General features: G+C 64.2%; 20 protein-coding genes. 3 read left to right on the top strand and 17 right to left on the bottom strand.

The features are described 5' to 3' along the window. The 14 genes from ftsA to mltG all read right to left on the bottom strand — a co-directional run bounded on the left by ftsA (position 1) and on the right by mltG (position 14,546). Complete coding sequence (gene ftsA, locus K3767_RS00535; RefSeq protein ID WP_255592102.1) at positions 1-1,215, bottom strand: cell division protein FtsA; 1,215 nt, start codon at positions 1,213-1,215, stop codon at positions 1-3. Then, positions 1,212-1,961 carry a cell division protein FtsQ/DivIB gene (locus tag K3767_RS00540; protein ID WP_221171612.1) on the bottom strand — a complete coding sequence of 250 codons (750 nt, stop codon included), beginning with the start codon at positions 1,959-1,961 and terminating at the stop codon, positions 1,212-1,214. The genes ftsA and K3767_RS00540 overlap by 4 nt, the downstream gene beginning before the upstream one ends. Continuing rightward, positions 1,945-2,847, bottom strand: a complete 903-nt coding sequence (murB, locus tag K3767_RS00545; RefSeq protein WP_221171613.1) for a UDP-N-acetylmuramate dehydrogenase — start codon at positions 2,845-2,847, stop codon at positions 1,945-1,947. Before murB ends, K3767_RS00540 begins: the two co-directional genes overlap by 17 nt. After that, positions 2,844-4,229 carry a UDP-N-acetylmuramate--L-alanine ligase gene (murC, locus tag K3767_RS00550; protein WP_221171614.1) on the bottom strand — a complete coding sequence of 462 codons (1,386 nt, stop codon included), beginning with the start codon at positions 4,227-4,229 and terminating at the stop codon, positions 2,844-2,846. The genes murB and murC overlap by 4 nt, the downstream gene beginning before the upstream one ends. Then, positions 4,222-5,286 carry an undecaprenyldiphospho-muramoylpentapeptide beta-N-acetylglucosaminyltransferase gene (murG, locus tag K3767_RS00555; protein ID WP_221171615.1) on the bottom strand — a complete coding sequence of 355 codons (1,065 nt, stop codon included), beginning with the start codon at positions 5,284-5,286 and terminating at the stop codon, positions 4,222-4,224. The genes murC and murG overlap by 8 nt, the downstream gene beginning before the upstream one ends. After that, positions 5,286-6,692, bottom strand: a complete 1,407-nt coding sequence (gene murD, locus K3767_RS00560) for a UDP-N-acetylmuramoyl-L-alanine--D-glutamate ligase (protein WP_221171616.1) — start codon at positions 6,690-6,692, stop codon at positions 5,286-5,288. The genes murG and murD overlap by 1 nt, the downstream gene beginning before the upstream one ends. 3 nt (positions 6,693-6,695) lie before the next feature. After that, on the bottom strand, positions 6,696-7,775 hold the full coding sequence (gene mraY, locus K3767_RS00565) for a phospho-N-acetylmuramoyl-pentapeptide-transferase (RefSeq protein ID WP_221171617.1): 1,080 nt from the start codon (positions 7,773-7,775) through the stop codon (positions 6,696-6,698). A gap of 5 nt (positions 7,776-7,780) precedes the next feature. Continuing rightward, positions 7,781-9,160 (bottom strand): UDP-N-acetylmuramoyl-tripeptide--D-alanyl-D-alanine ligase, encoded by a 1,380-nt coding sequence (gene murF, locus K3767_RS00570; protein WP_221171618.1) that lies wholly within the window; start codon positions 9,158-9,160, stop codon positions 7,781-7,783. Then, positions 9,147-10,598, bottom strand: coding sequence for a UDP-N-acetylmuramoyl-L-alanyl-D-glutamate--2,6-diaminopimelate ligase (locus K3767_RS00575; RefSeq protein ID WP_221171619.1), 1,452 nt, complete (start codon positions 10,596-10,598; stop codon positions 9,147-9,149). Before K3767_RS00575 ends, murF begins: the two co-directional genes overlap by 14 nt. Next, the gene (locus K3767_RS00580; RefSeq protein ID WP_221171620.1) at positions 10,588-11,745 is read right to left on the bottom strand and encodes a PASTA domain-containing protein; all 1,158 of its coding nucleotides are present in this window, start codon (positions 11,743-11,745) and stop codon (positions 10,588-10,590) included. Before K3767_RS00580 ends, K3767_RS00575 begins: the two co-directional genes overlap by 11 nt. After that, positions 11,742-12,065, bottom strand: a complete 324-nt coding sequence (locus tag K3767_RS00585; RefSeq protein WP_221171621.1) for a hypothetical protein — start codon at positions 12,063-12,065, stop codon at positions 11,742-11,744. Before K3767_RS00585 ends, K3767_RS00580 begins: the two co-directional genes overlap by 4 nt. After that, a complete protein-coding gene (rsmH, locus tag K3767_RS00590) occupies positions 12,056-12,931 on the bottom strand; it encodes a 16S rRNA (cytosine(1402)-N(4))-methyltransferase RsmH (RefSeq protein WP_221171622.1) in 876 nt (291 codons plus the stop codon). The genes K3767_RS00585 and rsmH overlap by 10 nt, the downstream gene beginning before the upstream one ends. Further along, positions 12,915-13,370, bottom strand: a complete 456-nt coding sequence (gene mraZ, locus K3767_RS00595; RefSeq protein WP_221171623.1) for a division/cell wall cluster transcriptional repressor MraZ — start codon at positions 13,368-13,370, stop codon at positions 12,915-12,917. Before mraZ ends, rsmH begins: the two co-directional genes overlap by 17 nt. 195 nt (positions 13,371-13,565) lie before the next feature. Beyond that, positions 13,566-14,546 carry an endolytic transglycosylase MltG gene (mltG, locus tag K3767_RS00600; RefSeq protein WP_221171624.1) on the bottom strand — a complete coding sequence of 327 codons (981 nt, stop codon included), beginning with the start codon at positions 14,544-14,546 and terminating at the stop codon, positions 13,566-13,568. Positions 14,547-14,612: 66 nt separating this feature from the next. Between mltG and K3767_RS00605 the strand changes: the two genes are divergently transcribed. Genes K3767_RS00605 through K3767_RS00615 form a run of 3 tightly spaced genes read left to right on the top strand, consistent with a single transcriptional unit; the run spans position 14,613 to position 16,893 of the window. Beyond that, positions 14,613-15,212, top strand: coding sequence for a tetratricopeptide repeat protein (locus tag K3767_RS00605; protein WP_221171625.1), 600 nt, complete (start codon positions 14,613-14,615; stop codon positions 15,210-15,212). After that, a complete protein-coding gene (locus tag K3767_RS00610; RefSeq protein WP_221171626.1) occupies positions 15,209-16,276 on the top strand; it encodes a DVU0298 family protein in 1,068 nt (355 codons plus the stop codon). Before K3767_RS00605 ends, K3767_RS00610 begins: the two co-directional genes overlap by 4 nt. Next, a complete protein-coding gene (locus K3767_RS00615; protein WP_221171627.1) occupies positions 16,273-16,893 on the top strand; it encodes a tetratricopeptide repeat protein in 621 nt (206 codons plus the stop codon). Before K3767_RS00610 ends, K3767_RS00615 begins: the two co-directional genes overlap by 4 nt. On the opposite strand, the gene K3767_RS00620 is transcribed toward K3767_RS00615, so the two are convergent. The 3 genes from K3767_RS00620 to K3767_RS00630 are packed head-to-tail and all read right to left on the bottom strand — an operon-like array spanning position 16,822 to position 18,312. Further along, positions 16,822-17,412, bottom strand: coding sequence for a YkgJ family cysteine cluster protein (locus K3767_RS00620; protein WP_221171628.1), 591 nt, complete (start codon positions 17,410-17,412; stop codon positions 16,822-16,824). The two genes, K3767_RS00615 and K3767_RS00620, sit on opposite strands and share 72 nt — an antisense overlap. After that, complete coding sequence (locus tag K3767_RS00625) at positions 17,402-18,061, bottom strand: HAD family hydrolase (protein WP_221171629.1); 660 nt, start codon at positions 18,059-18,061, stop codon at positions 17,402-17,404. Before K3767_RS00625 ends, K3767_RS00620 begins: the two co-directional genes overlap by 11 nt. Continuing rightward, positions 18,061-18,312, bottom strand: a complete 252-nt coding sequence (locus tag K3767_RS00630) for a zinc ribbon domain-containing protein (RefSeq protein WP_221171630.1) — start codon at positions 18,310-18,312, stop codon at positions 18,061-18,063. Before K3767_RS00630 ends, K3767_RS00625 begins: the two co-directional genes overlap by 1 nt. Positions 18,313-18,370 lie beyond the last annotated feature (58 nt).

An 18,370-nucleotide genomic window follows, 5' to 3' on the forward strand; every position in this document is an offset into this window, starting at 1 on the left:
CTACCCCCCCAAACCCAGTATTTTTTTGAACCTGTCCAGCCAGCCCCCCGGGGAGGGTTCCTCCTCCGGAGGTTGCTCCAGGTAACGATCCGCGTAAAGAAGAAGCCCCACCGCCGTCGAGAGCCGCGGGTGGTGCACCTCCTCGGAAAGCCCGGACAGCCGCACCGGATACCCCACCCGCACCGGAAGCTCGAAGATCTGTTCGGCCAGCTCCGGAAGTCCGGAAAGGAGAGCCGAGCCCCCGGTGAACACCACCCCGGAACTGAGGCGTTTCTTGAGCCCGGAGTGCTCCAGATTGGTGTTGAGGATCTCCAGGAGTTCCACCACCCGGGCCTCGAGGATCTCGGCGAGCAACTTCCGGGACATCCGGCGGGGCGGCTTCTGGCCCAGCGAGGGTACCTCCAGGGTCTCGTCATCGTCCACCATCTCGGGGAGACACACCCCCTTCTCCTCCTTGAGCCGTTCGGCCGCGGACCGGGGGGTGCGCAACCCCACGGTGATGTCGGTGGTGAGGAGATCCCCTCCCACCGGCACCGAGGCCGTGTAGCGCAGGGCCCCCTCCACGAACACGGCCAGGTCCGTGGTGCCGCCCCCGAAGTCCACCAGGGCCACCCCGAGCTCCTTCTCCTCGGGGGTGAGCACCGCCTCCGCCGAGGCCAGAGCCTGAAGCACCACCGCGGAGACCTCAAGCCCCGCCTGCGAGATGCACTTAACCAGGTTCTGCACCGCCGAGGCCGAGGCCTCCACCAGAAGGGCCCGAACCTCGAGGCGCACCCCGCTCATCCCCACGGGCTGAAGAATCCCGGCCTGGTGATCCACGCTGTATTCCTGAGGAAGAACATGCAGGATGACCCGATCCCGGGACAGGGTTACCGCCCGGGCCGCCTCGAGCACCCGCTCCACATCCTCGGGGCGCACCTCCCCCTCCTTAAGGGCGATCACCCCCTGACTCACCCGGCTTTCTATGTGGGAGCCGGCGATGCCGGTGACCACCTGCCGGATCTCCTCGTAGGCCTGCGCCTCGGCCTCGCGCCGGGCCTGAGAGATGCCCCGGCCCGCCTCTTCGATGTTGATGACCACCCCCTTGCGAAGTCCCTGGGCCGGAGCCATCCCCACCCCCAGCACGGAAAGTCCTTCCTCCCTGCGCTCGGCTACCACGCAACAGATCTTGCTGGTGCCCACATCCAGAGCCGCAAGCAACCTCCTCTCGCTCATGAGTTCCCTTCCTCCCGCCAGGCGAGTAAAGCCGTGCCCTCAGGATAATCGAGACGGATCAGGGCCGCCCTGCGATAAAGCCTATTGTCGTAAAGGTAGGTAAGGATGCGATCCAGTCGCCGATAGTCCGCCTTGAGTTCGGCCAGGGGCTCGGGCCTGAACCGCACCCGAAGCCCCTCTTTGGTGTAAAGTACGATCCGGTCCTTCCCGAGATACACCTGAGAGATGCTCTCGTAGCAGGGGAGATAGATGTCTCTGTCCCGCACCCAGGCCAGCAACCGCAGGAAGTCCGCCTCCCGGCGGAAGAGCTCCGGGGCCTCGGCACTCACCACCGGATACTCGAAGAGGGCCTTCTGAGGGGCCTCGGCAAAGGCCTCTCCTTTCACATTCAGAAAGTAAAGTTTCTTTCCGCGCACCGTGATCGCCACCGGGTCCTCCTCCCGCACCCGGATCACCAGGGTGCGCGGAAGATCCCGGGAGACCTGGGCCGAAGCCACCCAGGGATGGGCCTCCACCAGTCTCCTCACCTCCTCCAGGTCTATGCGGAAGAGATTCTCTCCGGGGTGCACCGGAAGGAGTTCCAGGATGTCCGTCCGGGAGAGGTGTTTCAGACCCTCCACCCTTACCCTCTCCAGGGTGAAAAAGTCCATCCGGGAGAGGGCGTAACGGCCCCCGTAAATCAGGCCGAGCACGGCGAGCGCGGTGCACACCGCCGAAATCAGGATCCGTCTAAGCCCGCCCGACAATTCTCACCTCCGGTTCCAGAAGGATTCCGAACCGCTGATGGACCCTCTCCCGGGCCTCCTCCATGAGGTCCAGGATGTCGCGGGAAGCGGCCCGCCCGGTGTTCACGATGAAGTTGGCGTGCCTGGGGCTCACCACGGCTCCGCCCCGGCTTCGCCCCTTGAGCCCGACCCTTTCGATTAACCAGCCCGCCGGAGGACCCTCCCCGGGATTCCTGAAGGCGCATCCGAAGGAGGGAACCCCGAAGGGCTGACCGGACCTCCTTGCGGCAAGGAACCTCTCGATCCGGCGGCGGACCCCTTCCCTTCCCAGGGGACGAAGCCGCACCACCGCGGAAAGGATCACCCCCTCCGGCCCCCTGAAGGACCGGTAGCCGAAGGTCCCCGGAGAGGCCGCCCACCGCACGAAGCCCTCCTCTTTCAGGATGAGGATCTCCTCCACCAGATCGCCCATACACTCCCCGAAGGCTCCGGCGTTCATGCGCACCGCTCCTCCCACCGTGGCCGGGATCCCGACCAGGAACTCGGCTCCGCCGTAACCCTTCCTCAACCCGTAGGCGATGAGGGCAGCCACCGGGGTGCCGCAGAGGACCTCCACCCGTCCCGGAGAAAGCTCCCTGAGCCCCCTGAGTGTCCTGAGATTCACCACCACCCCGGGGAATCCCTCGTCCGGGAAAAGCACCTTGCTGCCCCCGGAAAGGAAAAAGCAGGGCACCTCCCTTCGCCGGAGGTACCCGCACAGCCTCTCGAGTTCGGCCCCGGTACGGGGGAAGGCCATGAGGGCCGCCTCGCCCCCGGTGCGCACGGTGGTGTGCCGCCTAAGGGGTTCGGCCTCGCGCAACGGAAGCCCCAGCGCGGAGAGATCCCGCTTGAGTCCCGAAAACCTCATGCCGCCTCCGAAAGCCACCGGTCCTTTAGAAGGCTTTCCCCAACCCTGTACACATCCCCGGCGCCCAGGGTCACCAGCACATCCCCGGGACGCAGGAAGAACTCCACCTGCGCGCCCACGGCCTCAAGATCAGGGGCGAAGAGGGTGGGGCGTTCGCCCCGTATTCGCTTTACGGCCTTGAAAAAGCTCTCCCCGCTTATCCCGGGAAGGGGCCTCTCCGAGGCCGGATATATCTCGGTGAGGAAGAGGACCTCCGGTTCGGTGAGCACCCGGAGGAAGTCGCGCCAGAGGGCCCGGGTGCGGGTGTACCGATGGGGCTGAAACACGGCCAGCAGGCGCTTTTCCGGATAGAGAGCCCTCAGGGCCGAAAGGGTGGCCTCGATCTCCCGGGGATGGTGGGCGTAATCATCGAAGACGGGCACCCCCTGAATCTCGCCCTTGAGTTCCAGCCGGCGTCCCACCCCAGAGAACTCCGCAAGACCCGCCAGGATCTCGTCCGGGGAAAGGTCAAGCATCAGGCCCACGGCCACCGCGGCCAGGGCGTTTTCCGCGTTGTGTCTTCCCGGAACCCGGAGACGGAAACCGCCCAGCCGGCGCCCCCGAAAGTAAACCCGGGTCTCCGGATAGGGACCGGGGGAAAGGACCTCGCCCCTAAGCTCGGCTTCCGGGGAGAAACCGTAGGGAATCACCCGTCCGGAAAGCTGCGGAAGCACCGCCCGCACCCCCGGATCGTCCACGCACACCGCAAGCCCTCCCTCGGGAAGCACCCGGTGGGCGAACTTCACGAAGGCCCGCTTCACCGCCTCAAAGTCCGCGTAAAAGTCCAGGTGCTCCCGGTCTATGTTGGTGATCACCCCTATGTAGGGCTTGAGGAAGAGGAAGGAGCCGTCGCTTTCGTCGGTTTCGGCCACCAGGTACTCGCCGCGACCGAGCTTTGCGTTTACGCCGAAGTTGTTGACCCTGCCCCCGATGGCCACGGTGGGCTCGAGCCCCGCCCGGCAGAGCACCGCCGCGATCATGGAGGCGGTGGTGGTCTTCCCGTGGGAACCGGCCACGGCGATGCTCTTGGGATGGAGGGCCATGATTTCGGCAAGCATCTCCGCCCGGGGAAGCACGGTGAGCCCCAGAGTCCTTGCGGCCGCCAGCTCCGGATGATCCCGCGGGATGGCCGAGGAGTAAACCACCACCTCGGCCCCGTGCAGGTGAGACGGATCGTGTCCCCTGAAGACCTCTATGCCCTCGCGACGCAGGGCCTGGGTGGTGGCGGTGGTCCTCAGGTCACAGCCCGAAACCCGAGCCCCAAGGGCTTTGAGCAGTCGCGCCAGCCCGCTCATGCCCACCCCGCCGATTCCTATGAGATGAAAGGTCCGATTTTCAAGCATGGGCCAGAGCCTCCATTTCCCGAAGAATGGTCTCCGCGGCCTGCGGACGAAAGAGCCTGCGGGCCCGCTCCCCCATGTGCCGGAGTCGTTCCTCGTCGCCCAGAAGCTCCGTCACCCGCGCCACGAACTCCGCGGGGGAGAACTCTCCCTCCCGGAGCACGATCCCTCCCCCGGCCTCCACCACCACCCGGGCGTTCTTCTCCTGGTGGGCGTGGGTGGCGTGGGGAAAGGGAATGTAGAGGGCCGGTTTTCCCAGGGCACAGAGCTCGGCCACGGTGGTGGCCCCCGCCCGGGAGACCACCAGGTCGGCCTGAGCGTAGGCCCAGGCCATGTCCCGAATGAAGGCCCGGACCTCCACGGAAAGCCCCTTCCGGCGGTAGGCCTCCCGCACCCAGCCCTCGTCGCGTTCGCCGGTCTGATGCAGGAGGTAGAGATCCGGAAACCGGGAGAGGAGCTCTCCGGCGGTATCCACCAGAAGCCGGTTGAGGCTCCGGGCCCCCTGGCTCCCCCCCAGCACCAGGAGCCCCCGACCGGAATGCTCCCGGGGACGCGGAGCCAGGACCTCCTCCCGCACCGGATTCCCGGAAAGAAGCACCCTGCGCCGGGGGAAATACCTCTCGGTACCCGGGAAACTCACGAAAACGCGGTGCACCAGACGGGCGCAGAGGCGGTTGGCCAGTCCCGGAACGGCGTTCTGTTCGTGAAGTCCCAGGCGACGGCGCAGGAGGCTTCCGGCGAAAAGGACCGGGACCGAGGAGTAGCCCCCGGTACCGAAGACGATGTCGGCGGCGAACCGGCGGATCAGGGAAAGGGCCTGGAACATCCCCCGCAGGAGGGCGAGAAGGGCCCGGACCCTGGCCAGGGGATGGCGTCCGAGCACGCCCTCTCCCCTTACGGTGGCCACGGGAAAGGGCGCTCCCTCAAGCGCCAGCTCCTCCACCCGGCGTCCGCATCCCACCATCAACACCGCTCCCCCGCTCTCAAGCACCCTGCGGGCCAGGGCCAGCGCCGGAAACAGGTGTCCACCGGTTCCGCCCCCGGCAATCACCCACCGCATCAGTGATACACCTCCGGCCTCTCCTCGGGGGCCAGGACCTTCGGGGCATAGCCGAGAACCAGATCCCGAAAGACCTCGCCCCGCTCCTCGTAACCGGAAAACTGATCGAAACTCGCCGCCGCCGGCGAAAGGAGCACCGTATCCCCCGGTCGGGCCTCCCGGAGGGCTACCGCCAGGGCCTCGGCCAGATTTTCCGTAAGCCGCGTTTCCGTGGCCCCGGAAAGCTCCTCGGCCATGACGAACCGCGAAGCCCCCATGAGGACGAGGAGCCGCACCTTTTTCCTGATCAGCCCGTAGAGGGGGCGATACGAGGCCCCCTTGTGAAGACCCCCGGCGATGAGGATGATGGGGGCCTCGAGGCTTTCCAGGGCCTTGACCGTGGCGTCCACATTGGTGGCCTTGGAGTCGTTCACGAAATACACCCCGCCGAAACTCCCGATGTACTCCAGACGGTGGGGAAACCCCACGAACCCTCGAAGGGCCCGCCGAACCCCCTCCGGGGTGGCGCCCACCAGTCGGGCCGCTGCCGCGGCCACCGCGAAGTTGAGCCGGTTGTGGCGTCCGGGGGGGCGAAAACCGGAGAACCCGTAAACCTCCTCCTCGAAGAGCCTCAGGACGAACTCCGCGCCGCGCAACTCCACGGGAAGTCCGGGAAAGTCACCGAAAAAGAGGATCCGTCCGCGGGTGTCGGGAAGCTCCCGAAGCAGAATCTCTCCCCCGGCCCCGGAAAGACCGGGGTGCGGAAGCAACCCCGTGCCCCCTCCGGAGAGGTTTTCCAGCAAACGGAGCTTGGCCCGGGCGTAGTCCTCAAGACCGGCGTATCTTTCCAGGTGGTCGGGGGTGAGGTTCAGGATGACCGCCACCGCCGGAGCGAACTCCCGGATGGTCTCGAGCTGAAAGCTCGATACCTCCAGCACCACCCGGTCGGCAGGTTCGCCGGAAAGCACATATTCCGAAAGCGGAATACCGAAGTTGCCGCCGGTGAAGACCCGATAACCGGAAAGACGCAGGATGTCGCTCACCATAGCGGTGACGGTGGTCTTCCCGTTGGTGCCGGTTACGGCCACCAGGGCCTCCTTCCTGCGCAGGGCCCGGAAGGCCAGCTCTAACTCCCCCAGGACGGGAATTCCGGCCTCCTGCGCCTCCCGGAACACCTCCGGCGGCACCCCGGGGCTCACCACCACCAGGTCCGCGGAAAGGAGGGTCTGTCGCCGGTGCCCTCCGGTCTCGAACCGGACCCCCCTTTCGGAAAGGGCGTAAAGGTCGCCCTGGGGAAGCTCCTCGGCGGGCCGGGACTCGGAAACCACCACCTCGGCCCCGAAAACGGCCAGCAGCCGCGCCGCAGCCCGGCCGCTTCGCCCGAATCCCAGAACCACCGCTCTGGCTCCCCGCAGTTCCTCAAGCATCCCTCACCTCAACTTCAGAGTGGAAAGGGCCAGAAGGCCGCAGACGACCGAAACGATCCAGAACCGAACCACCACCTTGTTTTCCGGCCAGCCGGAAAGTTCGAAGTGGTGGTGGAGCGGGGCCATGCGAAAGAGCCGCCGCCCCCCGGTGAGCTTAAAGTAACCCACCTGGAGCATCACCGAAAGGGCCTCGGCCACGAAGAGCCCTCCGGCGACGACCAGGAGCAACTCCTGACGGACCATGACCGCCACGGCCCCCAGGGCCGCACCCAGCGAAAGTGACCCCACATCGCCCATGAAGACCTCGGCGGGATGGGCGTTATACCACAGGAACCCGAGACCGGCCCCGAGAAGCGCCCCGCAGAAGACCGCAAGTTCCCCGGCCCCGGGCACATAGGGCACCTGCAGGTAGTGGGCGAACTTCACATGCCCGGCCACATAGGCGAGCAGCGCGTACACCCCGGCCACCACCATGAAGGGCACGATGGCCAGCCCGTCCAGACCGTCCGTGAGGTTCATGGCGTTCGAGGTGCCCACCACCACCAGATAGATAAAGGGAAGATAGAACCAGCCCAGTTCCGGACGAAAGTTTTTGAAGAAGGGGAAGGTGAGCCGCGGCTCGAGTCCGAGCCCCCGGAAGAGGGCCAGCCAGAGCAGGACCACCAGCACTCCCTGCACCAGAAGTTTCTCCCGGGCCCGGAGGCCCAGGTTCCTTCCCCGGGAAAGCTTGAGGTAATCGTCCGCAAGCCCCAGGGCCCCGAAGGAGAGAAGGGTTCCCAGGGCGAGCCAGAGGTAGGGATTGGTAAGATTCCCCCAGAGGAGGACCGAAAGGGTTACGGCCGCGAGCATCACCACCCCGCCCATGGTGGGGGTGCCGGCCTTGTCGCGATGGGTCTCGGGGCCCTCCTCCCGGATGACCTGCCCCAGCCGCCTCCGGCGCATGTATTCGATAAAGAAGGGCATGAAAAGAAACACGAAGAGACCGGCGGTAACCGTGGCGTAGAGGGCCCGAAAGGTGATGTAACGGAAGACATTGAGGGGCCCCAGCCATTCGTGAAGCGGATAGAGCAGATGGTAAAGCACCCTTCTCAGACCTCCCTGAGTTTCTCAACCACCCTTTCCAGGGCCAGCGCCCGCGACCCTTTGACCAGCACCGCCGCGCCCTCGGGGATCTCCAGCTCGGAAAGGAGTTCCTCCACCGTGGAATAGGCCCGGGTGCGGGCCCCGCTTCGACGGGCCGCCTCGGCCACCACCCCGGCCTTATCCCCCACGGCTATCACCAGATGGGCCACCTGCCCGGCCTGACGCCCCACGGCCTCGTGCCACCTCTCGGCCTCGGGACCCAGCTCCAGCATATCCCCCAGAACGACCACCCTCGGCGAAAACTCCTGCCCCGCTTCCCAGAAGACCCGCAGGGCCTCGTACACGGAACCGGGATTGGCGTTGTAGGTGTCGTCCAGGATAAGGTACCGGGGGGTGCGCACGGGACGCAGGCGCCCGGGCAGGGGGCGCAGCTCCGACAGCGCCGAAAACGCCTCCTCCGGGGGTACCCCGAAGACCAGCCCCGCGGCCACCGCGGCCAGCGCGTTGCGCACGAAGTGGTCCCCCAGAAAGTGAAGCCGCACCGGCTCCAGACGGCGTCCCTCCACCCAGGGGGTGAACACCGTGCCCTCCGGACGCACCCGAATGTCCTCGGCCCGCACCTCGGCCTCGATGTGCAGCCCGTAGGTGATGCGGGGATGAGGAAGGTCGCGGGTCCGCCGGTAGATCTCCTCCTCGTCCCGGTTCACGATGAGGTGGGCCGTTTCCGGAAGCTCCGCGTAGAGCCGGAACTTCTCCTCGAGAACCCTCTCGAGGGACCCCAGCCCCTCCAGATGCGCGGGACGCACATTGGTGAGAAGCGCCGCGTCCGGCTCCAGGATCTCCCGCAGGCGGCTCATCTCGCCGGGCACGCTCACCCCCAGCTCGAAGACCCCGGCCTCGGTGCCCTCGGGCACCGCAAGGAGCGAAAGGGGAAGTCCCACCAGGTTGTTGAAGTTTCCGGGGTTCCTGAAGACCCGAAAGCGCCTGGAAAGCACCGCGGCACACATCTCCTTGGTGGAGGTCTTCCCGCAGGAACCGGAGATGGCCAGCACCCTGAGACCGCGTTTGACGCGCAGGTAACGGGCCAGCTCCCCCAGCGCCAGCAGGGTGTCCCTGACCAGGATTACGGAGACGGTCCGGGGACAATCCTCGAGACGCATCCCCTCGGGTATGCGGGAGATCACCAGCCCTTTGGCCCCCCGATCCAGGGCCTCGCGCCAGAAATCGTGCCCGTCAAAGCGTTTTCCCTTAAGGGCCACGAAAAGCTCCCCGGGACGCAGGGTCCGGGTGTCGGTGGAGACCCCGGAAAAGGGAATCCCCATGTCCCCGTTCATGAGGATGCCCCCGCAGGCCTTTATCACCTCTTCGGTGTCAAGATAGCTCATGCACCAGCCTCCGAATCTCCTCGGCGTCGGAAAAGGGAATCCTCCGACCCCGGACCTCCTGATAATCCTCGTGGCCTTTTCCGGCCACCAGCAGCACATCCCCGGGCCCGAGGCTCCGCAGGGCCTCCCGCAGGGCCTCCCGCCGCTCGAGCACCACCCGCCGGGGAGCTCCCCCGTTCATGCCGGAAAGTATGTCCCGCACGATGGCCTCCGGGTCCTCGAAGCGGGGATTGTCCGAGGTGACGAAGACCAGGTCGGCCAGCCTCGAGGCCACCCGCCCCATTTCCGGCCGTTTTCCCCGGTCGCGATTGCCCCCGCAACCGAACACGCAGACGAGCCGCCCGGAGGTCAGGTGCCTGAGACTCCGAAGGGCCGCGGTGAGGGCCTCCGGAGTGTGCGCGTAGTCCACGAAGACCCGGGCCCCCCGGAACTCGGCCACCGGCTCGAGCCGTCCCGCCGGGGCCGAAACCCCGGAGAGGTGCTCCACCAGCTCCTCCGGCGAAAAACCCAGGCCCCGAAGCACCGCCCAGGCGGAAAGGAGGTTTTCCGCCTGAAAGTCCCCGAAAAGAGCGGTTCGGACCTCAAAGACCCCGGCGGGATCGAGGATCCGCACCAGAAGACCCTCCCTCCGGCGCGAAACCGCCTCGATCCGGAAGTCCTCCCCGACCCGGATAATCCGTCTCCCGGGAGGGATCTCCCCGGCGAGCCGGCGCCCCCAGGGACACCGGACATTCACCACGGCCACACCGTCTTCCCGGAGGTGATGGGTAAAGAGCCTTCTTTTGGCCGCGTAATAGGACTCCAGATCCCGGTGATAGTCCAGGTGATCGCGGGAGAGGTTGGTGAACACCGCCGCGAAAAACGCAAGCCCCGCTACCCGGCGCTGATCCAGGGCGTGCGAGGAGACCTCAAGCACCGCGGCCTCCGCGCCGTGTTCACGCATCTCGGAAAGCAATTCGTACAGACGGACCGGAGGAGGGGTGGTCTCCCGGGCCTTTTCCCGGCGCCGGCCGGTGTCGTAGAGCAGGGTTCCGACGAGTCCGGCGATTCGACCGGCCCGCCGAAGGGCCCGATGCACCATCCAGGTCACCGAACTCTTTCCGTTGGTTCCGGTGATTCCGATCAGGGTGAGGTCCCTTTCGGGGTGGCGGTAAAGGGCCGAAAGCAGGAGGCCCAGGGCCTCCCCGGACTCGGGCACCCGGATCTGGGGCACCGTAAGGGCCGGATCAGGGGGATCCTCGCGCACCACCGCCACGGCCCCGCGGCGCACCGCCTCGCCGATGTAGCGGTGTCCGTCGGTGCGCGTTCCCCGGCGGGCCACAAAAAGGGCCCCGGGACGCACCCGCCGCGAATCCTCCTCCACCGAGGAGACCTCCACCTCGATTTCCCCGCGCACCTCCAGGGCCTCTATTCCACAAAGAAGCTCTCTAAGTTTCATCGTCCAGGTAAAGCTTGCAGGTCTTGACCTCTTTCCACGGGGTGCCCGGGCGCGGCCACTGCCGCACCACCCGGCCCACCCCCTCGAATTCTATCCGGAGCCCCTTGCGGGGAAGCCTTTCCAGGGCCGCCCGAAGCGTTAAGCCCCTGAGATCCGGAAAGCCCCGGAACCTCTTCTCCCCCGGGGTCCCTCCGGGAAGCCAGCGATAAAGCACCCGATAAAGTGCCTCGAGAAATCCCTCCCGTGGAGGCGAGACATCCTCTCCGGCCAGGACGATGGCAAACCGCGGCCTCCGCTGCGGCCAGATCCTAAGCCATAACCACCGATTTCGGTCCCTATAAGTATACTCCGTCCTGAATTTCCTGTCTCCGGAGTAGCAGAAGGCGGAACGGGGGGTCTTGAAGAGGTGCAAACGCGGAGCCCGTCCGCAAACCCTTTCCGCGAGGGCCCGAACCAGCTGGAGAGGGGTGGCCAGGATCTCCCCGGAAGGCCAGTAAATCCCCGGGGAGTCCCGGAGCTCGATCCCGGTCCTTTCCCCGAAGACCTTCGCCCGGGAAAGATCCCGTACCGGAGGGTAAAGGGCGGTAAGGAGAAGGCCAGGGGCGTCGTCCGGAAGATTCACCAGCGCGTAAACCTCACCGGTGGCGAGATCCACCACCCCGCCCCCGAGTTTCCCTCCCCGTTTGAGATCCTTCCTGAGGGCCCGATAGAGGACCTCCTGGGCATCCCAGTCTAGGGCAAGGCGCGGAATCGCGGAGGGAGGGATGCGGGGTAAAATCCGCCTGAGAAGGGAGGCGAAGGCGGGTCCGGAGGTGAAACGCGGAGCCCAGTATTCCTCCGCAAGCACTCCGGAAAGACCGGCAAACCGGGTGACCTCCCCCGGGGAAAGGCCCTCGGCCAGAAGATAGGGAGGCCCGTCGGAGCTCTCTATCTTTCGGAGAAACGGCCTCAACGCTTCGGGAGGGGGCAGTTCTCCGGTGTAGTAAAGGCGATAGCGTCTTTCCATGCGAAAGATCACCCGCCCCTCGCGATCCCGGATCTCCTTGCGGAGGAAAAGGTGCTCCGGGCTTCCCGAACCCGCGATGGGTTGCCACACGATTCCTCCGAGAATCAGGCTGATCGGTAAGAGAAAAAACCATTTTCTCATGGCAACCTCAGGATCTCCCTTTCGGTGGGTTTAAAGAGCCCCATCGGGGCTACCACTTTACGCACCCGATCCTCGGCGGTGAGGCGGTTCCATTCGGAAAGAAGCCTTTCGTGCTCCCGGCGTGCCTTCATCAGAGCCGCGGAGGCCCCCCTCCACTTCATCAGACTGTAGGAGGCCCATGCCCAGGGAAGCACGAGAAGAAGCACGAGAATCAGCCAACGGATAGAGGTCGAGACGGGGAGGACCCGCTCCCGGTGCACGGTTCTTCTACGGGCCTCCCGGGCAGGTCGATAGGTGTATCCCGCGGTCATCACGCGCATCTCTCCGCCACCCTCAACCGGGCGCTTCGGGCCCGGGGATTTCTTCTCACCTCCTCCTCCGAGGGACGGATGGGTTTTTTGGTGAGGACCTTAAGCCGTGCGTCCTCTCGAAAGGCCTTCTTGACCAGGCGATCCTCCAGGGAATGAAAGGAGATCACCACCAGTCGTCCGCCGGGTTTGAGCACCTCCGGGGCTCCGGTGAGGAAACGCTTGAGGTTTTCGAGTTCGCGATTCACGGCGATGCGCAGGGCCTGGAAGGTAAGGGTGGCCGGGTGCTCGCCCCGTTTGCGTGGACGCACCGCCCGGGCCACTATCCCGGCAAGTTCGGCGCTGGTCTCGATCCTTTTCCTCCTGCGGGCCTCGACTATGGCCCGGGCGATTGCCGCGGCCCGGGGTTCCTCTCCGTAGGTGCGCAGGAGATCCACCAGCTGGGGATAGGAGAGTCGATTCACCAGATCGGCGGCTCGCATCGGAAGACGGGTGTCCATGCGCATGTCCAGAGGCTCCTCCCTCAGGAAACTGAACCCCCTTCCCGAGCCCTCCAGGAGAAAGGACGAAAGGCCCAGATCGAGGAGTATTCCGTCCACCCGTATCCCCTCCCGGGCGAGGATCTCCGGGGCCTCGGCGAAGTTGGCGCGGAAGAGTTTGAAGCGCCCGGAGAAGACCGAGAGCCTCCTTTCGGCCCGCCGGAGCGAGTCCTCATCCCACTCGAAACCGTAGAGGAAGCCGTCAGGGGCCGAGGCCCGAAGAAGGGCCTCGCTGTGGCCACCGAGCCCCACGGTGCCGTCCACATAAATCCCCCCCGGGCGCACGGAAAGCCCCTCCAGCACCTCCTCCAGCAGGACCGGTTCATGTCTGACTTCCAAGACCTATTTCCGCCACCTTGCGGGACAATTCGTCAAACTCGGCCTCCACCGAGGCCTGCTGGGCCTCGAAACGCTCGGGATTCCAGATCTCGAACCGATCCAGCAACCCCACCAGGATGGCCTCCCGGGTGATCCCCGCGACTTCGCGCAGGTGGGCGGGAAGGAGAATGCGCCCCTGGCGATCCAGGACGCACTCCTCCGCCGAGCCCAGCACGAAGCGCAGGTACCGGCGCACCTCCGGCATGTCCTGGGGAAGGGCAAGCAGTCGCTCCTCCAGCCTTCGCCATTCCTCCCAGGGGTAGGCCACCAGACACTCCGGAAGCCTGGTCACCACCAGGGCCGCTCCCCCGTAGCGCTCCCGCAGGAAGTCCCTGAACCGTCGCGGTACGCTCAACCGCCCCTTCTCGTCCAACGCATGCCGGAACTGACCCCGAAACATTCCCCACTTTCTCCCACTTTTTCCCACCCTGTAGGCTACTAGGAAGGGAATTCATCTGTCAAGTTTATATTTTTTGCGTAAAAATAGGAAGTTATACAATAAGGCCTTTTAGGCCCTTTAATAGGGAGGTTACGCATAACTTACTGATTTTTTGCCGAAAAATTGAGGTGGTTTACTAAAAAACAGGATCGGATCCTATTTTCTGGGGTGGCGGAAGCGGCGTACGGCCCGGAGGTGTTCCCGGTAGGTGGTGGAGAAGTAGTGGGAGCCGTCGCCCCGGGATACGAAGTAGAGATAGGGAACTTTGGCCGGATAGAGCACCGCCCGGATGCTTTCCTCCCCGGGATTGGCGATGGGGGTGGGGGGGAGTCCGGGGTAACGATAGGTGTTGTAGGGACTTCTCACCCGCAGGTGCTTGTAGTAAAGGCGTCCGTGAAAGCGCCGCAGGGCGTAGCGCACCGTGGGGTCGGCCTGAAGGGGCATCCCCCGGCGCAGGCGATTCCAGTACACCGCGGCAATGAGGGGTTTTTCCCGGGAAAGCACGGCCTCCTTTTCCACGATGGAGGCCAGCGTCACCACCTCGTAGACCGAAACCCCCAGTTCCTCGGCCCGCTTCTCGTATCTGGACCACACCTCCCAGAACCGGGAAACCATTTTCCGGATAATTTCCTCCGCCGAGAGCCCCTTCACGAAGTAGTAGGTATCCGGAAACAGGAATCCCTCCACCGAGGGACCGGGTATGCCCAGGGAGTGAACGAAGTTCTCGTCAAAGGCCTTTTTCAGGAATTCCTCTTTCTTCAAAAGTCCAGCCCTCTCGAGAAGGGCGGCCACCTCCCACACATTGTAACCCTCGGGGATGGTCACGATGTGGGTAATGACGCGACCCTCGGCGAGCATCCGCAGGATCTCCGCCGGACTCATGTCCGGTGAGAGTTCGTATTCACCGGCCTTGAGCCTGTCGAGAACCCCGAGCCGCCATCCCTCCAGAAAGAAGGCCCATTCGCTCCGGATGAGTCCCTCGGCCCTGAGGATTTCCGCCACCTCCTTTACCGGGGTTCCCGGGGGAATGAAGACCGCCCGGGGAGCAGGGAGGCGGGAGACCGGAGCCGTAGCCTCGAGATACCACCCCGCGAGATAGAGCACCCCTATAAAAAGGACCAAACAGGCCTTTTTCATCTTAGCGTCTGGACAAACCGGCAACCCACTTTAGAATAATTTAATCCCGAAAGGAAGGAGAATTCCATGGACGAAGGCATCCTGGAAACGCTGAAAAAGGAGGCGGAGGAAAACCCCCGCTCCATATTCGCACATCATCGTCTGGCTCTGGCCTATTTCCGGGCCGGGCGCCTCAAGGAGGCCAAGGAAACGCTCAAAAAGATCCTTGAACTCGATCCGCAGAACTTCGAGGCCCTTACCAATCTGGGAACGATCCTGGCCCGGGAGGGAGAGCTTGAGGAGGCCCGCAAGGCCTTTGCCCTGGCCCTCAAGATCTATCCCGCCTCTCCGGAGGCCCTCACCAACATGGGCCTCATTTCCTTCGAGATGGGGGATCTCGAGGCGGCGGAGAGGTACTATCGGGAGGCCCTGCGCGTGAAACCGGAACTTCCCGCGGTGTGGGTTAACCTCTCCACGGTGCTCATCGCCCGCGAGGCCTATCAGGAGGCCGAGAAGGCCTGTCGCCGGGCCCTGGAACACGACCCCGGCTTCTCCATGGCCTACAACAACCTGGCCGTGGCCCTCTTCTACCAGAACCGGAGGGAGGAGGCCCGGGAGGCCCTCCATCGGGCCAAAGAATTGGGCTACCCGGTAAATCCGGAATTCGAAAAAATGGTCCTTTCATGAACCGGATTCCCAGCTGTCCCTTTTGCGGACAACCCGTGGCTCCTCCCCGGAATCTGGGTTTCCAGTTCGCGGATCTTGACGCCGGGTTCTGTGGGTGTGGCGCGGTTTATGTAAGTGATGTCACCGGATACAACCGCGGAGCGGCCTTCGCCGAGGCCCTCTTCCTGGCCACCGGGGGACGATGGGAGCTGGCCTGGGACCTCATGCCCGGAGAGGACTACCAGGAGAGCGTGCTCGAAAGATACGATCAGGTAACGCATCAGATCGTCCCCGAGGGACACCTTGAGGGAAGAAGGGTCTCCGGAGTGCTTTATTTCGTGCGGCTGGCCGAGGACCTGCGGAATCTCGGAAACGAATCCCTGGAGGCTGTGCGCCGACGCCGAAGACAGAGCATACCCGCCGCCAGAGCCCGCAAGTTGCGTCGGCCGGAGGCGGAAACTCTCGTAGCGGAGGGACGCTTCGAGGAAATCCTGGAACTCTGTCGGGCTCAGCCCCTCAATCTGCGCGTCCTCCAGAAACTCCTCTACCATCCGGATCGGGCCCTGCGTCTTCGCACGGTAAAGTATCTGGGAGAGCTCGCCCGGAACCTGGCCGACGAAATTCCCGAGGCCCTAGCCGACCTGGTAAAGAGATTGCTTTACGCCAGCGCCGACTCCGCGGCCTCGGCCTGGGGGGCCCTTGAGGCGGTGGGGGAGATCGTGCGGGCTCTTCCCGAGCGCTTCGGTCTTTATGTGCGAAACCTCATGGCCTTCCTCCCTTATCCCGAATTTCGTCCCGCGGCCCTCTTCGCCCTGTGGCGCATAGGAGAAAAACATCCCGAACTCCTCCGCCGGGAAAAGGCCTTCGGGCTCCTTCGATATCTCTCCGACGAAAATCCCGAGGTGCGCGGCCTTACCCTGCTGATCCTTAGAGCCCTCGGCCTAAGAGAGGCGGCCCCGGAAATCCTTCCCCTTTCTCAGGACGAGTCCGAATTCGAGGTCTATCTCCCGGAAGAGGAGCGTTTCGTCACCCTTCAGGTAGGGAGGCTGGCCCAGGAAATATGTTCTTCAGGAGAAAAAAAATGATCAGGAAGGAAGCGATGGAGGAACATCTTCATCCCGAGGTGCAGGAAGCCCTCAAGTGGTATCAGGAGGCCAGGGTCATGTGGGCGCAGGGGCGCAGTCTCGACGCCCTTTCCCGCTACGAGGAGGCCTATCGGGTCTTCGTGAAACATCGACGGCACAGGGAAGCGGCCAATGCCGCCGAGAAGATGGGCGACATCTACTTTAATCGCGGAAACTTTCAGAAGGCCCTCAAGCCTTACCGGATAGCTCTGGACATATGCGAAGAGTACGAGGACGAGCTGGGTGCGGCCATCCTTTCGGAAAAGATCGTGTATGTGTACAAGGAGCTGCGGGAGCCGGAAAAGGCCCTGCCCTATCTTTACCGGGCCCTGGAGATCGCCGAGAAGTACAAGGATGCCCATCGGGCCGCGCGGATGCTCGCCGGCATCGGGGATGTCTACAGGGGACAGGGGCGTCATCAAGCCGCCCTCGAGGCCTACGAGCTTGCCGCCAGGATCTACCGGCGCATAGGTTCCAGGGAGCAGGCCCGGCTGGTGGAGGAAGCCTTAAAGACCCTCCGAGAGGAGGTAGGCGCCGGGGAACTCCCCCCGAATCACCCCGATGAGGGAAACCCTTAGGTTCCCGCCCCTGGGCATAATTCTTTCCGACATCCCGGCCAGCCGGCGCAGCACCTCGGAAAAAATCACCGTGGGATAGGCCCGCCCCGGCTCAAACCCGGAACGGGGGCACACATATGTTTCCCCCTCAATGGAAAGGGGAAGCCCGTAGATGCGACAGGTTACCGGGCGCCACTCGTACACCACGCAAAGCCCCCTATCGTCGAGGAAGGGACACCGCAGCCTCACGGTGGAAAGCACAAAGGGAGTTACGGGCTTGGGAACCTTCCTCTCCCAGTCCTTCTCGTACTTTGCAAGCCTTCTTTCCACCTCCCTACGCTCGCGGCGGGGAAGCCGGCGAAAGGCCCTTCCCAGATAAAGGGCCTCCACCAGCGAGAGGTCAAAGGGGGCGTAGCAACAGTCCGTACACCCCTTGCGGCATCGCACCTGCCGGGGATACCTCCGGCGCACCTCGGTAAAATTGCGGTCCACCTCGGAGAGAAGCTCCTCAAGCTCCCTAAATTCTCCCTTACGGGGCACCTTCGTCCACCTCCTCTTTTATAATCCGGAAAATATCCTCACCCCGATAAAGCCTGGCGCGCAGGCCGACCCGCAGAGCCGCCTCACAATCCAGCTCCGGATCGTCCCCGATCATGAGAGCCTCACCGGGCTGAACGGCCATTTCCGCACAGGCCAAAAGATAAAACTCCGGCTCGGGTTTGCCGAAACCCCTTTCACAGGCCACGAACACCCGCTCGAAGTATCGGTCGAGACCAAAGGCCTCAAGCACACGGAAAAGCCTTTCGTCCCAGTTGGAAAGAACAGCCGCCTTTACGCCTCGTTCCCGCAGAAATCTCAGCCCCTCTTCCGTGCCGGGGGCCAGGCGGAAGGAGTCCGGACGGGCAAAGGCCTCGTAGACCGCGGAAAACAGCTCTTCGCCCGGATCCGCCAGCCAGGGCTCTACGGCCTCCCGAAAGATCCGGCGCCAGGTTCGGCGGCAGATCTCCGGAGAAAAGTCCCGAAAATACCTTTTAAATTCCGGCCACCTCTTACGGACGCGCCGCTCCAGTTCCTCCTCGGGCACCGGATGACCAAACTCCGCAAGTACCCGTGCGTACACCGCTCCCACCGAGGGATAAATGTGGAGCAGGGTTCCCTCGGCATCGAAGAATACGGCCCTGATCCCCATCAGCGTCTATACCCCGGAAGCTCCAGGTGGGTACAGGTTCCGGTCTCGCACCGATGACTTTCAGCCACCCGGGGACGCTCCGTCCCCTCACCGCCTCCGGAGTCCACCAGCGGGGTAATGGTGCTCATGAGTCTCCGCACTCTGCCTCCGCCGCACTTCCTGCAGGTCACCCCATCCATCTCGTTCCGGCTCTTTAGGAGGACCTCGAATTCCTCCCCGCAATCCTCACAACGAAATTCGTAAATGGGCATCTTGTCGCCTCCCCGACAAAGCGTTTTATTTAGAACACGCTCAAAAAATAAAGGAATG

This window comes from Thermosulfurimonas sp. F29 (assembly GCF_019688735.1).
Classification (GTDB): domain Bacteria; phylum Desulfobacterota; class Thermodesulfobacteria; order Thermodesulfobacteriales; family Thermodesulfobacteriaceae; genus Thermosulfurimonas_A.

Coding starts and splice junctions, on each gene's coding strand:
- murC (WP_221171614.1), bottom strand. CDS start 4,229: ATGCTTGAAAATCGGACCTTTCATCTCATAGGAATCGGCGGGGTGGGC.
- murD (WP_221171616.1), bottom strand. CDS start 6,692: ATGCTTGAGGAACTGCGGGGAGCCAGAGCGGTGGTTCTGGGATTCGGG.
- K3767_RS00630 (WP_221171630.1), bottom strand. CDS start 18,312: ATGCCCATTTACGAATTTCGTTGTGAGGATTGCGGGGAGGAATTCGAG.
- murF (WP_221171618.1), bottom strand. CDS start 9,160: ATGAGCTATCTTGACACCGAAGAGGTGATAAAGGCCTGCGGGGGCATC.
- murG (WP_221171615.1), bottom strand. CDS start 5,286: ATGCGGTGGGTGATTGCCGGGGGCGGAACCGGTGGACACCTGTTTCCG.
- K3767_RS00615 (WP_221171627.1), top strand. CDS start 16,273: ATGATCAGGAAGGAAGCGATGGAGGAACATCTTCATCCCGAGGTGCAG.
- ftsA (WP_255592102.1), bottom strand. CDS start 1,215: ATGAGCGAGAGGAGGTTGCTTGCGGCTCTGGATGTGGGCACCAGCAAG.
- murB (WP_221171613.1), bottom strand. CDS start 2,847: ATGAGGTTTTCGGGACTCAAGCGGGATCTCTCCGCGCTGGGGCTTCCG.
- K3767_RS00580 (WP_221171620.1), bottom strand. CDS start 11,745: ATGAGAAAATGGTTTTTTCTCTTACCGATCAGCCTGATTCTCGGAGGA.
- K3767_RS00625 (WP_221171629.1), bottom strand. CDS start 18,061: ATGGGGATCAGGGCCGTATTCTTCGATGCCGAGGGAACCCTGCTCCAC.
- K3767_RS00610 (WP_221171626.1), top strand. CDS start 15,209: ATGAACCGGATTCCCAGCTGTCCCTTTTGCGGACAACCCGTGGCTCCT.
- K3767_RS00585 (WP_221171621.1), bottom strand. CDS start 12,065: ATGCGCGTGATGACCGCGGGATACACCTATCGACCTGCCCGGGAGGCC.
- K3767_RS00575 (WP_221171619.1), bottom strand. CDS start 10,598: ATGAAACTTAGAGAGCTTCTTTGTGGAATAGAGGCCCTGGAGGTGCGC.
- K3767_RS00605 (WP_221171625.1), top strand. CDS start 14,613: ATGGACGAAGGCATCCTGGAAACGCTGAAAAAGGAGGCGGAGGAAAAC.
- mraZ (WP_221171623.1), bottom strand. CDS start 13,370: ATGTTTCGGGGTCAGTTCCGGCATGCGTTGGACGAGAAGGGGCGGTTG.
- mltG (WP_221171624.1), bottom strand. CDS start 14,546: ATGAAAAAGGCCTGTTTGGTCCTTTTTATAGGGGTGCTCTATCTCGCG.